This is a genomic window from Pseudomonas sp. WC2, from assembly GCF_050586545.1.
In the GTDB taxonomy this organism is placed as follows: Bacteria; Pseudomonadota; Gammaproteobacteria; order Pseudomonadales; family Pseudomonadaceae; genus Aquipseudomonas.
Genome location: NZ_JBOBDR010000001.1, coordinates 301,104 through 313,373, shown reverse-complemented (window position 1 = coordinate 313,373; position 12,270 = coordinate 301,104). Strand labels below are relative to the sequence as shown.

12 protein-coding genes are annotated in these 12,270 nt (G+C 59.6%); 9 read left to right on the top strand and 3 right to left on the bottom strand.

Going from position 1 to position 12,270, the window contains the following annotated elements; genetic code table 11:
- The first annotated feature begins 11 nt into the window (after positions 1-11).
- From hslU to ACQ4OE_RS01485, 6 genes are all read left to right on the top strand, one after another.
- Positions 12-1,349 carry an HslU--HslV peptidase ATPase subunit gene (hslU, locus tag ACQ4OE_RS01510; protein ID WP_430945410.1) on the top strand — a complete coding sequence of 446 codons (1,338 nt, stop codon included), beginning with the start codon at positions 12-14 and terminating at the stop codon, positions 1,347-1,349.
- Between the two features lie 76 nt (positions 1,350-1,425).
- Positions 1,426-1,797, top strand: coding sequence for a gamma-butyrobetaine hydroxylase-like domain-containing protein (locus ACQ4OE_RS01505; RefSeq protein ID WP_430945409.1), 372 nt, complete (start codon positions 1,426-1,428; stop codon positions 1,795-1,797).
- Positions 1,798-2,055: 258 nt separating this feature from the next.
- On the top strand, positions 2,056-3,735 hold the full coding sequence (gene phaC / locus ACQ4OE_RS01500; protein ID WP_430945408.1) for a class II poly(R)-hydroxyalkanoic acid synthase: 1,680 nt from the start codon (positions 2,056-2,058) through the stop codon (positions 3,733-3,735).
- A 94-nt stretch (positions 3,736-3,829) separates the two neighbouring features.
- Positions 3,830-4,684: a poly(3-hydroxyalkanoate) depolymerase gene (gene phaZ, locus ACQ4OE_RS01495; RefSeq protein WP_016984597.1), complete on the top strand. Its 855-nt coding sequence runs from the start codon at positions 3,830-3,832 to the stop codon at positions 4,682-4,684.
- A gap of 139 nt (positions 4,685-4,823) precedes the next feature.
- A complete protein-coding gene (phaC, locus tag ACQ4OE_RS01490; RefSeq protein WP_430945407.1) occupies positions 4,824-6,506 on the top strand; it encodes a class II poly(R)-hydroxyalkanoic acid synthase in 1,683 nt (560 codons plus the stop codon).
- 30 nt (positions 6,507-6,536) lie between these two features.
- Positions 6,537-7,157, top strand: coding sequence for a TetR/AcrR family transcriptional regulator (locus ACQ4OE_RS01485; protein WP_430945406.1), 621 nt, complete (start codon positions 6,537-6,539; stop codon positions 7,155-7,157).
- A gap of 72 nt (positions 7,158-7,229) precedes the next feature.
- On the opposite strand, the gene ACQ4OE_RS01480 is transcribed toward ACQ4OE_RS01485, so the two are convergent.
- From ACQ4OE_RS01480 to ACQ4OE_RS01470, 3 genes are all read right to left on the bottom strand, one after another.
- On the bottom strand, positions 7,230-8,159 hold the full coding sequence (locus ACQ4OE_RS01480; protein WP_122593945.1) for a phasin family protein: 930 nt from the start codon (positions 8,157-8,159) through the stop codon (positions 7,230-7,232).
- 10 nt (positions 8,160-8,169) lie between these two features.
- Complete coding sequence (locus tag ACQ4OE_RS01475; RefSeq protein WP_122593946.1) at positions 8,170-8,592, bottom strand: phasin family protein; 423 nt, start codon at positions 8,590-8,592, stop codon at positions 8,170-8,172.
- A gap of 187 nt (positions 8,593-8,779) precedes the next feature.
- Positions 8,780-9,055, bottom strand: a complete 276-nt coding sequence (locus ACQ4OE_RS01470; RefSeq protein WP_016984601.1) for a polyhydroxyalkanoic acid system family protein — start codon at positions 9,053-9,055, stop codon at positions 8,780-8,782.
- Positions 9,056-9,209: 154 nt separating this feature from the next.
- Here ACQ4OE_RS01470 and ubiE point away from each other — a divergent pair, with 154 nt between their 5' ends.
- The 3 genes from ubiE to ubiB are packed head-to-tail and all read left to right on the top strand — an operon-like array spanning position 9,210 to position 12,204.
- Positions 9,210-9,980 carry a bifunctional demethylmenaquinone methyltransferase/2-methoxy-6-polyprenyl-1,4-benzoquinol methylase UbiE gene (ubiE, locus tag ACQ4OE_RS01465; protein ID WP_008080626.1) on the top strand — a complete coding sequence of 257 codons (771 nt, stop codon included), beginning with the start codon at positions 9,210-9,212 and terminating at the stop codon, positions 9,978-9,980.
- Positions 9,980-10,603, top strand: coding sequence for a ubiquinone biosynthesis accessory factor UbiJ (locus tag ACQ4OE_RS01460; protein ID WP_430945405.1), 624 nt, complete (start codon positions 9,980-9,982; stop codon positions 10,601-10,603). The genes ubiE and ACQ4OE_RS01460 overlap by 1 nt, the downstream gene beginning before the upstream one ends.
- On the top strand, positions 10,600-12,204 hold the full coding sequence (ubiB, locus tag ACQ4OE_RS01455; protein ID WP_430945404.1) for a ubiquinone biosynthesis regulatory protein kinase UbiB: 1,605 nt from the start codon (positions 10,600-10,602) through the stop codon (positions 12,202-12,204). Before ACQ4OE_RS01460 ends, ubiB begins: the two co-directional genes overlap by 4 nt.
- Positions 12,205-12,270 lie beyond the last annotated feature (66 nt).

Here is a 12,270-nt window from a genome sequence, read left to right as displayed (position 1 = left end):
CGTCAACTACTATGTCCATGACTCCCCGCGAAATCGTCCACGAACTCAACCGCCACATCATCGGCCAGGACGATGCCAAGCGCGCCGTCGCGATTGCCCTGCGCAACCGCTGGCGCCGCATGCAGCTGCCTGAAGAGCTGCGTGTTGAAGTGACCCCGAAGAACATCCTGATGATCGGCCCGACCGGTGTCGGTAAAACCGAGATCGCCCGTCGTCTGGCGAAACTGGCCAACGCACCGTTCATCAAAGTTGAAGCGACCAAGTTCACCGAAGTCGGCTACGTTGGCCGTGACGTCGAATCGATCATCCGTGATCTGGCCGACGCCGCGCTCAAGATGCTCCGCGAGCAGGAAATGAACCGCGTGCGCCACCGCGCCGAAGACGCTGCCGAGGATCGTATCCTCGACGCGCTGCTGCCGCCGGCCCGTATGGGCTTCAGCAACGAGGAAGCAACAAGTTCCGATTCCAACACCCGTCAGCTGTTCCGCAAGCGCCTGCGCGAAGGTCAGCTCGATGACAAGGAAATCGAGATCGAAGTCGCCGAGGTTGCCGGCATCGAAATCGCCACGCCGCCCGGCATGGAAGAGATGACCAACCAGCTGCAGTCGCTGTTTGCCAACATGGGCAAGGGCAAAAAGAAAGCCCGCAAGCTCAAGGTCAAAGAAGCGCTGAAGCTGGTACGCGACGAAGAAGCCGGGCGCCTGGTCAACGAAGAAGAGCTGAAGGCCAAAGCGCTGGAAGCCGTTGAACAGCACGGCATCGTATTCATCGACGAGATCGACAAAGTCGCCAAGCGCGGCAATGTCGGCGGCGCCGATGTCTCCCGTGAAGGCGTGCAGCGCGACTTGCTGCCGCTGATCGAAGGCTGCACCGTCAACACCAAACTGGGCATGGTCAAAACCGACCACATCCTGTTCATCGCCTCCGGTGCGTTCCACCTGAGCAAGCCGAGCGATCTGGTGCCTGAGCTGCAAGGTCGTCTGCCGATCCGCGTTGAACTGAAAGCGCTTAGCCCGTCGGACTTCGAACGCATCCTCAGCGAACCGCACGCATCGCTCACCGAGCAATACTGCGCGCTGCTGAAAACCGAAGGCCTGAACATCCAGTTCCAGCCCGAAGGCATCAAGCGTCTGGCGGAGATCGCCTGGCAGGTCAACGAGAAGACCGAGAACATCGGTGCCCGTCGTCTGCACACCCTGCTTGAGCGTTTGCTCGAAGAGGTGTCGTTCAGCGCCGGCGATCTGGCCAGCACCCACGATGAGAAGCCGATTCTGATCGACGCAGAATACGTCAATAGCCACCTCGGCGAATTGGCGCAGAACGAAGACCTGTCCCGCTACATTCTGTAAAGCGGCAAGCTCTGAGCTACAAGCGGCAAGCTAAGTTAAGCTTGCCGCTTGTAGCTCGCAGCTGAAGGCTTTTCTTATGATTCCCACCGACATCCAACTGCACAAAGCCTCGAAAACCCTGACGCTCAAGTACGCGTCCGGCGAGGAATACACCTTGCCCGCCGAATTCCTGCGCGTGCATTCCCCCTCCGCCGAGGTCCAGGGCCACGGCAAACCGATTCTGCAATTCGGCAAGATCAACGTCGGTCTGAGCAAACTGGAACCGGCCGGTCACTACGCACTGAAACTGACCTTCGACGACGGTCACGACAGCGGCTTGTTCACTTGGGAATATCTCTACGAGCTGGGGCAACGCTATGACGCACTCTGGGCCGATTATCTGGCCGAGCTCAAAGCCGCCGGAAAAACCCGCGATCCGAACGAGTCGATCGTAAAGCTGATGCTCTAGTCCGAGCCTTGCGCTCATTAGAGGGCATTTTCTAAATTCATCTGTTTGAATGCTCCGCTGTATGGCCGAGGATCGGCCTGCTTGCGAAAAAAATTAAACTCGGGTAACCAATGGAGCTGGCAAGTTCCCTGCAGTGCTCTACGACTGTAAAGCAGCTATGCAGAATTAACGGTCACCCGAGCAGTAGTACCTGGCATTGGCTGTGGAACTGCACAGCAGAACACCGGGTACTCGTCTCAGGACAATGGAGCGTCGTAGATGAGTAACAAGAATAACGATGACCTGAAGTACCAAGCCTCGGAAAACACCCTGGGGCTTAATCCCGTCGTTGGGCTACGCGGAAAGGATCTGCTGGCCTCTGCTCGTATGGTGCTGAAACAGGCCATCAAACAACCGATCCATAGCGTCAAGCACGTCACCCATTTCGGCCTCGAACTGAAGAACGTGTTGTTTGGCAAATCCGAACTGCAACCGGCTGGCGATGACCGTCGCTTCGCTGATCCGGCGTGGAGCCAGAACCCGCTCTACAAACGTTATCTGCAAACCTACCTGGCGTGGCGCAAGGAACTCCATGCCTGGATCGACGACAGCAGCCTGTCCCCCAAAGACATCGCGCGCGGCCACTTCGTCATCAACCTGATGACCGAAGCCATGGCCCCGACCAACTCGGCGGCCAACCCCGCAGCGGTCAAACGTTTCTTCGAAACCGGCGGCAAAAGCCTGCTCGACGGCCTCTCCCATCTGGCCAAGGATCTGGTGCATAACGGCGGCATGCCGAGCCAGGTCAACATGGGCGCGTTCGAGGTCGGCAAGAGCCTCGGTGTCACCGAAGGCGCGGTGGTGTTTCGCAACGACGTGCTGGAGCTGATCCAGTACAAGCCGATCACCGAGCAGGTCCACGAGCGTCCATTGCTGGTGGTGCCACCGCAGATCAACAAGTTCTACGTATTCGATTTGAGCCCGGACAAAAGTCTGGCGCGCTTCTGCCTGCGCAATAACGTGCAGACGTTCATCATCAGTTGGCGCAACCCGACCAAGGCGCAGCGCGAGTGGGGTCTGTCGACCTACATCGACGCGCTGAAAGAAGCCGTCGACGTGGTCACTGCGATCACCGGCAGCAAAGACGTCAACATGCTCGGCGCCTGCTCCGGCGGCATCACCTGCACCGCCCTGCTCGGCCACTATGCGGCGATCGGCGAGAAGAAGGTCAATGCCCTCACGCTGCTGGTCAGCGTGCTCGATACGACGCTGGACAGCGACGTCGCCCTGTTCGTCGACGAGCAGACCCTGGAGACCGCCAAGCGCCATTCGTATCAGGCCGGGGTGCTCGAAGGCAAAGACATGGCCAAGGTCTTTGCGTGGATGCGCCCGAACGACCTGATCTGGAACTACTGGGTCAACAACTACCTGCTCGGCAACGAGCCGCCGGTGTTCGACATCCTGTTCTGGAACAACGACACCACACGCTTGCCAGCGGCGTTCCACGGTGACCTGATCGAGATGTTCAAAAACAACCCACTGATACGCCCCAATGCACTGGAAGTGTGCGGCACGCCGATCGATCTCAAACAGGTCACGGCCGACATCTTCTCGCTGGCCGGCACCAACGACCACATCACCCCGTGGAAGTCCTGCTACAAGTCGGCGCAGCTGTTTGGTGGCAAAGTCGAGTTCGTGCTGTCGAGCAGCGGGCATATCCAGAGCATTCTGAACCCGCCGGGCAATCCGAAATCGCGATACATGACCGGCGAAGAGATGGCCGCCAATGCGGATGAATGGCAGGAGAACTCGACCAAGCACACCGATTCCTGGTGGCTGTACTGGCAGGCGTGGCAGGCCGAGCGCTCGGGCAATCTGAAAAAGGCTCCGGCGAAGTTGGGCAACAAGGCGTATCCGGTGGGCGAAGCCTCGCCGGGCACGTACGTTCATGAAAGATAGCGGCAAGCCACAAGTTACAAGCCGCAAGCTGAGCAGGTTCTGCTTGAGGCTTGTGGCTTGTAGCTGCTCCACTCTAACCCGAAGGGCCTGACGCATGCCGCAACCGTTCATATTCCGTACCGTCGATCTGGATGGCCAAACCATCCGCACGGCGGTGCGCCCCGGCAAGCCTCACTTGACGCCCTTGCTGATTTTCAATGGCATCGGCGCCAACCTGGAGCTGGTGTTTCCGTTTGTCGCGGCGCTGGACCCGGATCTGGAAGTGATCGCCTTCGACGTCCCCGGTGTCGGCGGTTCCTCGACGCCGAACCGGCCGTACCGCTTTCCCGGGCTGGCCAAGCTGACCTCGCGCATGCTCGATTACCTCGACTACGGTCAGGTCAATGTCATCGGTGTGTCATGGGGCGGTGCGCTCGCGCAGCAGTTCGCCTACGACTACCCCGAGCGCTGCAAGAAACTGGTGCTGGCGGCGACCGCGGCCGGCGCGGTGATGGTGCCGGGCAAACCGAAAGTGCTGTGGATGATGGCCAGTCCACGGCGCTACATTCAGCCGTCCCACGTGATTCGGATTGCGCCGCTGATCTACGGCGGCTCGTTCCGTCGCGACCCGACCCTGGCGGCCAGCCACGCGGCGAAAGTGCGTTCAGCGGGCAAGCTCGGTTACTACTGGCAGCTGTTCGCTGGCCTCGGCTGGACCAGCATTCACTGGCTGCACAAGATCCATCAGCCGACGCTGGTGCTGGCCGGTGATGACGACCCGCTGATCCCGCTGATCAACATGCGCATGCTCGCCTGGCGCATTCCCAACGCCCAACTGCACATCATCGACGACGGACATCTGTTCCTGATTACCCGCGCCGAAGCGGTAGCGCCGATCATCATGAAATTCCTCCAGGAGGAACGGCAGCGCGCGGTGATGCATCCGCACCCGACGCCGCTCGGCGGTTGACCTCGGCGGCAGGCTTTATGCAGGCCTTTAGCAAAGAGTGCGCGGCAGGACGCCGCGCAGGCAGCAACCCACAACAGCGTCTATGGTGTTCTGGTTCGGTGAGTGTGTTTTTGGCCTGAAGACGAAGGAGTGTTGAGTCATGCGCGACAAACCAGCGACGGGCGTAGTGCCCAGCCCCGCCGTGTTTATCAACGCACAAAGTGCGATCACCGGTCTGCGTGGGCGGGATTTGATTTCGACCTTACGCAGTGTCGCCGCCCACGGCCTGCGCAATCCGATCCACAGCGCCAGGCACGCCCTGAAACTCGGCGGCCAACTGGGTCGCGTCTTGCTCGGTGAAACCCTGCACCCGAACAATCCACAAGACAGCCGTTTTGCTGATCCGGCATGGAGCCTCAACCCGTTTTATCGGCGCAGCTTGCAGGCCTATCTCGCCTGGCAGAAACAGGTCAAAAGCTGGATCGACGACAGCGACATGAACCCGGAAGACCGCGCCCGTGCGCACTTCGCCTTCACCCTGCTCAACGACGCCGTGTCCCCCTCAAATACCCTGCTCAATCCGTTGGCGGTCAAAGAGCTGTTCAACTCCGGCGGCCACAGTCTGGTGCGCGGCCTCAGTCATTTGTTCGATGATCTGCTGCACAACGACGGTTTGCCCCGCCAGGTCACCAAGCAGGCATTTGAAGTCGGCAAGACCGTCGCCACGACTACCGGCTCAGTGGTGTTTCGCAACGAGATGCTCGAACTGATCCAGTACAAGCCTATGAGCGAAAAGCAGTACGCCAAGCCGCTGCTGGTGGTGCCACCGCAAATCAACAAGTACTACATTTTCGATCTGAGCCCGCAGAAAAGCTTCGTCCAGTACGCGCTGAAAAACGGTTTGCAGACCTTCATGATCAGCTGGCGCAACCCTGATGTGCGCCACCGCGAGTGGGGCCTGTCGACCTACGTCGAAGCCGTGGAAGAAGCGATGAACATCTGCCGGGCGATCACCGGCGCCCGCGAGGTCAACCTTATGGGTGCCTGCGCTGGCGGTCTGACCATCGCCGCCCTGCAAGGGCATTTGCAGGCCAAACGACAACTGCGGCGGGTCTCCAGTGCGACCTATCTGGTCAGCCTGCTCGACAGTGAAATCGAAACCTCCGCCACGCTGTTTGCCGACGAACAAACCCTCGAAGCGGCCAAGCGTCGTTCCTATCAGAAAGGCGTGCTCGACGGCCGCGACATGGCCAAGGTCTTCGCCTGGATGCGTCCTAACGATTTGATCTGGAGCTATTTCGTCAACAACTACCTGTTGGGCAAAGAGCCGCCGGCCTTCGACATCCTCTACTGGAACAACGACAACACGCGCCTGCCCGCCGCGTTCCACGGTGACTTGCTGGACTTCTTCAAGCACAACCCGCTGACCCACCCGGGCGGGCTGGAAGTGTGCGGCACGCCGATCGACCTGCAGAAAGTCACCGTCGACAGCTTCAGCGTCGCCGGCATGAACGACCACATCACGCCGTGGGATGCGGTGTATCGCTCGACCCTGCTGCTCGGCGGTGATCGACGTTTCGTGCTGTCCAACAGCGGCCATGTGCAGAGCATTCTCAACCCGCCAAGCAACCCCAAAGCCGCTTACGTCGAGAACGCCAAGATGAGCAGCGACCCGCGCGCCTGGTACTACGACGGCAAGCACGTTGACGGTAGTTGGTGGCCGCAGTGGCTGGAGTGGATTCAGCAACGCTCCGGGGCGCAGCACGAAACCTCGTTCACCCTTGGCAACCAGAACTACCCACCGATGGAGGCAGCGCCCGGCACTTACGTGCGTGTGCGCTGACGCTTAACCGAACTTTTCTAAGAAGACTGGATGAAAACCCGCGACCGGATTCTCGAATGTGCTTTGCAACTGTTCAACGAAAAGGGCGAGCCGAATGTCTCCACCATGGAGGTGGCCAATGAAATGGGCATCAGCCCGGGCAATCTCTACTACCACTTCCACGGCAAGGAGCCGTTGATACTCGGCTTGTTCGAACGCTTTCAGAATGAACTGGCGCCACTGCTCGATCCACCGTCGGATGTGGAACTGGCTCCGGAGGATTACTGGCTGTTTTTGCATTTGATCGTTGAGCGGCTGGCGCAGTACCGCTTTCTGTTTCAGGACCTTTCGAATCTCGCCGGGCGCTTGCCGAAATTGGCCAAGGGCATTCGACATCTGCTCAATGCGTTGAAGCGCACGCTGGCGTCGTTGCTGGCGCGGTTGAAGGCGGGCGGGCAGCTGGTCAGCGATACCCAGGCGTTGGGGCAGTTGGTGGAGCAGATCACCATGACGTTGCTGTTTTCGCTGGATTATCAGCGGATTCTGGATCGCGAAGGCGAAGTTCGTTTGGTCGTGTACCAGATCATGATGCTGGTGGCACCGCACCTGCTGCCGCCGGTGAAGGTCGCCACGGAGCGGATGGCTCTTCAATATCTTGAAGATCACGAGTGACCCGAAATCAAAAGATCTTCAAACAAAAACGCCCGACCTTCACAGGCCGGGCGTTTTGTTTTGCCCTGAGAATCAGGACTGACTGGTTGGCGTCGACGGGGTCGATGCAGCAGTCGGGGTAGCCGCCGGGGTCGGTGCTGCGGCGGAGTTCGACGCGCTCACCGGGGCTGCCGGGGTGGCAGGTTTGGCTGCAGCAGGTGCGGCCGGTTTCGGCGCTGCGGCTTTCGCTGCGGCCGGTTTTTTCACGGCAGGTTTTTTCGCCGCCGCGGGTTTGGCCGCTGGCTTGGCGGCCGGTTTGGCGGCAGCGGTTTTCGCTGCTGGCTTGGCCGCTGGTTTCGCTGCAGTTTTGGCCGCAGGTTTTGCTGCCGGTTTGGCAGCGGCTTTGGCGGCAACCGGTTTGGCGGCTGCTTTTTTAGCGGCTGGCTTGGCGGCAGCAGTTTTCGCTGCAGGCTTGGCCGCGGCTTTCGCTGCAGGTTTAGCCGCCGCTTTGGCCAATGGCTTGGCAGCGGATTTTGCCGCTGGTTTGGCCGCTGCAGTTTTGGCTGCCGGTTTGGCTGCTGCAGTTTTCGCCGCCACAGGCTGAGCTTTCAGACCGGTGAGTTTCTCGATCTGCCTGGTCAGTGTATCGACCTTGCTGTTGAGTGCCTTGACCTCATTGCGGCTCGGCACACCGAGGCGCGAAATCGCACTGTTCAGGCGCTTGTCGAAAGCCCCTTCCAGCTCGTCCCACTTGCCCAGTGCGCGATCTTTTACGCCGCTGATGCGCGACTTGGCCGAGGAAGCGGAATCCTTCGCCGCATCGACTTTTTTGCCGACTGCGGACTTGGTGAGCTTCTCGGCTTTCTCGCCGTCTTTGACCAATGCATCGAAGAGCTTGCTGCCGTCAGTGTCGATCTTCGAGTACACGCCTAAACCAGCCAGCCAGATTTTGCGGGAGTAGGATTCGACCTTCCCGACCCACGAGCTGCTATCTTTTTTATCAGTAGTCTTTTTGCCAGCCATCCCGTTCTCCTTAAGATTTACGCGCGACGCGTTCGAGCAATGCCGTCAGCTCATCGAGCTTAGCAGAGAGTGTCTCAACGTCATGTTTAGACGGAATGCCGATACGATTCAAGGCGCTTGCTACGCGGGTGTCGAACGCCTTCTCGACCTTGTCGAGTTGAACCTCGACACGACCCTTGAATGAACTCACTTCATCCTTGGCTTCGTCGATCTCGGCGTTGGCCGCTTCGAGTTTTTCGGTGACGGCTTTTTTGCCTTTCTTTTCAACAGTTTGACCCGCCTGGATCAACTCTTGAAAGTAGTCGCTGCCCTCTTGGCCGACCTTGGTGTAGGCACCCAGACCTGCCAGCCAGATCTTGCGGGCATAGGATTTGACGTCGCTCAGAGCAGAAGTCGAAGCGTCGATTTTTTTCTTCAAAATAACTTTGGCCATGGTGCACCTCACGCGCAGAAGGTTTGAGGAACTGCCCGGAAAAGTGTCGGGCTCTGGCACAAAGTAGGCAGAAAAATTAGAAACGGCACCCTAACAACTGACATAAACAGCAGGAGCACCACAGAACAAATGTGGGAGCGAGCCTGCTCGCTCCCACAGGGGATCTCGGGTTACCGAAAAATCGCGATCAGACCAAAGCTTTGTCGAGGGCTTTCTCGATCTCGGCTTTGATCATGCCGCTCATGGCCGACATCATGATGCCCAGCTCGACATCGACCTTGATCGAATCGTCCGCCACATGCACCGCGCCCTTCACGCCCGAGCGCTTGAGGTTCAGGGTATCGCCGGCCCATTGCGGCTCCAGGCCGTATTGCTCGGAGAGTTTCTGCGCCAGCTTGTCGGCCTTCTCGCGGGCGGCTTCCTTACCCAGGTTGTGGGCACGCTCAACAGTGATTTTGGCCATTGCATGACTCCTGATTTATAAAGATGTGTCGGTAAATCTTGACCGCCGCTGCGGCAAATCGTCCCGAAGGTCGCCCATCTTACCTTTAGCCATTCCAAGACAAAGCATGGCTTGGGGATTAGAATGTCGCGCATTCTCTTTTGGTGACAGCGATATGACTGATCAGCGCAAAGGCAGCGATGCCGAACCCACCACTCACTTCGGCTTCAAAAACGTTCCGGAAAGCCAGAAAGCGGAAAAAGTCGCTGAGGTTTTCCACTCGGTAGCCGCCAAGTACGACCTGATGAACGACCTTCTGTCGGGCGGTATGCACCGTTTGTGGAAGCGTTTCGCGATCGAACTGTCGGGCGTGCGCAGCGGTAACCGCGTGCTGGACATCGCCGGCGGTACCGGTGATCTGACCAAAAAGTTTTCGCATCTGGTTGGCCCTACCGGTCAAGTGGTGCTGGCCGACATCAACGAATCGATGCTCAAGGTCGGTCGTGACCGCCTGCTCGATCTGGGTGTCGCCGGCAATGTCGAATTCGTTCAGGCGGACGCGGAAAAACTGCCGTTCCCGGACAACCACTTCGACTGCGTGACCATCGCCTTTGGCCTGCGCAACGTGACGCACAAGGAAGACGCTCTGCGTTCGATGCTGCGCGTACTCAAGCCGGGCGGTCGTCTGTTGGTGCTGGAATTCTCCAAGCCGACCAACGCGCTGATGTCGAAAGCCTACGATGCTTACTCGTTCGCCTTCATGCCGCTGATGGGCAAGCTGATCACCAACGACTCGGAAAGCTATCGCTACCTGGCCGAGTCGATCCGCATGCACCCGAATCAGGAAACCCTGAAGTCGATGATGGTCGACGCCGGCTTCGACCGCGTGACCTATCACAACATGACCGCAGGCATCGTCGCCCTGCACCGCGGCATCAAGCCCTGATGTTGCTTACCGGGCTGCTCGCCAGCGTTGAACTCGGTCTGAACCGGGTGCTGCGTCTCGACAGCACGGCGCTGCCGCGGCTGGCGCATTTGACCGGCAAGGTGATCGCCGTCGACTGCCGCAGCCCGGCGCTGCAACTGTTCATCCTGCCGAGCGACGAAGGTTTGATGCTGGCCTCGCACTGGGACACCGGCGTCGACTGCACCTTGCGCGCCCCGGCCTCGAGCCTGATCAAACTGGCCGTGAGCAAAGACAAGACCGCGGTGCTGCACGCCCCGGAAGTCGAGCTCGATGGCGACAGCGGCGTGCTGCTGGAGCTGGCCGGTGTGCTGCAAGACCTTGAGCTGGACTGGGAGTACGAACTCTCGCGCTGGCTCGGCCCGGTCGCTACGCAACTGATCGGTGGCCATCTGCGCAGTCGCGCACGCTGGTATCAGCAAGGATTTGCCAGCCTCAACCAGAATCTCGCCGAATACCTCGCCGAAGAATCGCGCACCCTCGTCGGGCAGCGCGAAGCCGAAGCGCGGTTCAGCGAACTGGACCGGATCAAACTTGATCTGGAACGTCTCGAGGCGCGTTTCGAGCGCCTTTCCCGATCCCTCGACCCAAGCGATAACGCATGAAGCTGCTTGCCGTCCGCCGTCTGTTGCGCATCCAGCGCGTCGTGATCCGCTACCGCCTCGATGACCTGCTGTTCGATCTGCCGTTGCCGTGGTTTCTCCTGGCGCTGCGCTACGTGCTGCCGTGGCGCTGGTTCCCGCGCAAACCGCTGGACCTGAGCCGGGGCGCACGTTTGCGTCTGGCGTTGCAGGATCTCGGGCCGATCTTCATCAAGTTCGGGCAGATTCTTTCGACCCGCCGCGACCTGCTGCCGGAAGACATCGCCGATGAGCTGATGCGCTTGCAGGATCGCGTGCCGCCGTTCGATTCGCAGCTGTCGATCAAGCTGATCGAAGAACAGCTCGGCAAGAAAATCAGCGACGTGTTCAGCCGTTTCGACGTAGAACCGCTGGCGTCGGCGTCGGTGGCGCAAGTGCATGCAGCGCAGCTGAAAACCGGCGAAGAAGTCGTCGTAAAGGTCATCCGCCCGGGTCTGAAACCGATCATCGCGCAGGATCTGGCGTGGCTGTTCATCCTCGCCCGCGCCGCCGAGAAAGTCTCTGCCGACGCCCGTCTGCTGCATCCGGTCGACGTCGTGCTGGACTACGAAAAAACCATCTACGACGAACTCGATCTGCTGCGCGAGGCGGCCAACGCCAGCCAGTTGAAGCGCAACTTCGAAGGTTCGCCGCTGCTGTATGTGCCGCAAGTCTATTGGGACTGGTGCCGGCCGAAAGTGCTGGTGATGGAGCGCATCTACGGGATTCAGGTCACCGATCTGGCGACCCTCGCCGACCAGCGCACCGACATGAAAATGCTCGCCGAGCGCGGCGTGGAGATCTTCTTCACCCAGGTGTTCCGCGACAGTTTCTTCCACGCCGACATGCACCCGGGCAACATCTTCGTCAGCACCGTCAATCCGTGGAGCCCGCAGTACATCGCGATCGACTGCGGCATCGTCGGCAGCCTGACCCCGGAAGACCAGGACTATCTGGCGCGCAACCTGTTCGCCTTCTTCAAGCGTGACTACCGCCGCGTGGCGCAGTTGCACATCGATTCGGGCTGGGTGCCGGCAGAAACCAAGCTCAACGAATTCGAAGCGGCAATCCGTACCGTGTGCGAACCGATCTTCGAAAAACCGTTAAAAGATATTTCATTTGGCCAAGTGCTGATGCGCCTGTTCCAGACCGCACGACGCTTCAACATGGAAGTGCAGCCGCAGCTCGTTCTGTTGCAAAAGACCCTGCTGAACATCGAAGGTCTCGGCCGTCAGCTGTATCCGGATCTGGATCTGTGGAACACCGCGCAGCCGTTCCTCGAACGCTGGATGCGCGAGCGCGTCAGCCCGAAAGCCTTGCTCGGCAACGTGCAGAGCCAATTCGAACAGCTGCCGCATCTGGCCAACATGGCCCGTGATCTGCTCGAACGCATGTCCCAGCCACACGCCTACGACCCGCCACCACCGTGGCATAAACGCAAGGACGACTGGTTCCTGCGCCTGCTCGGTTGCGCGCATCTGGCCGGCGGGGTGATCCTCGCCATCGGTGGCCCGCTACACGAATTGGGGCATTGGCCGGCCGGAATCATGGTGGCCGTGGGCTTGTATCTGGTCGTTCGCCGATAGCCAGTTTCGTGATCGGCTGGCACACTGTTTCAATGCCTGAACCCGACTATTGAAGTGTGGGGTTCG

What these genes read in the sequence shown, in the direction of transcription:
- ACQ4OE_RS01480 (WP_122593945.1), bottom strand. Translation starts at nt 8,159, where the DNA reads ATGGCTGGCAAAAAGACTACTGATAAAAAAGATAGCAGCTCGTGGGTC.
- phaC (WP_430945408.1), top strand. Translation starts at nt 2,056, where the DNA reads ATGAGTAACAAGAATAACGATGACCTGAAGTACCAAGCCTCGGAAAAC.
- ACQ4OE_RS01460 (WP_430945405.1), top strand. Translation starts at nt 9,980, where the DNA reads ATGTTGCTTACCGGGCTGCTCGCCAGCGTTGAACTCGGTCTGAACCGG.
- ACQ4OE_RS01485 (WP_430945406.1), top strand. Translation starts at nt 6,537, where the DNA reads ATGAAAACCCGCGACCGGATTCTCGAATGTGCTTTGCAACTGTTCAAC.
- ubiE (WP_008080626.1), top strand. Translation starts at nt 9,210, where the DNA reads ATGACTGATCAGCGCAAAGGCAGCGATGCCGAACCCACCACTCACTTC.
- hslU (WP_430945410.1), top strand. Translation starts at nt 12, where the DNA reads ATGTCCATGACTCCCCGCGAAATCGTCCACGAACTCAACCGCCACATC.
- phaZ (WP_016984597.1), top strand. Translation starts at nt 3,830, where the DNA reads ATGCCGCAACCGTTCATATTCCGTACCGTCGATCTGGATGGCCAAACC.
- ACQ4OE_RS01505 (WP_430945409.1), top strand. Translation starts at nt 1,426, where the DNA reads ATGATTCCCACCGACATCCAACTGCACAAAGCCTCGAAAACCCTGACG.
- ACQ4OE_RS01475 (WP_122593946.1), bottom strand. Translation starts at nt 8,592, where the DNA reads ATGGCCAAAGTTATTTTGAAGAAAAAAATCGACGCTTCGACTTCTGCT.
- ACQ4OE_RS01470 (WP_016984601.1), bottom strand. Translation starts at nt 9,055, where the DNA reads ATGGCCAAAATCACTGTTGAGCGTGCCCACAACCTGGGTAAGGAAGCC.
- phaC (WP_430945407.1), top strand. Translation starts at nt 4,824, where the DNA reads ATGCGCGACAAACCAGCGACGGGCGTAGTGCCCAGCCCCGCCGTGTTT.
- ubiB (WP_430945404.1), top strand. Translation starts at nt 10,600, where the DNA reads ATGAAGCTGCTTGCCGTCCGCCGTCTGTTGCGCATCCAGCGCGTCGTG.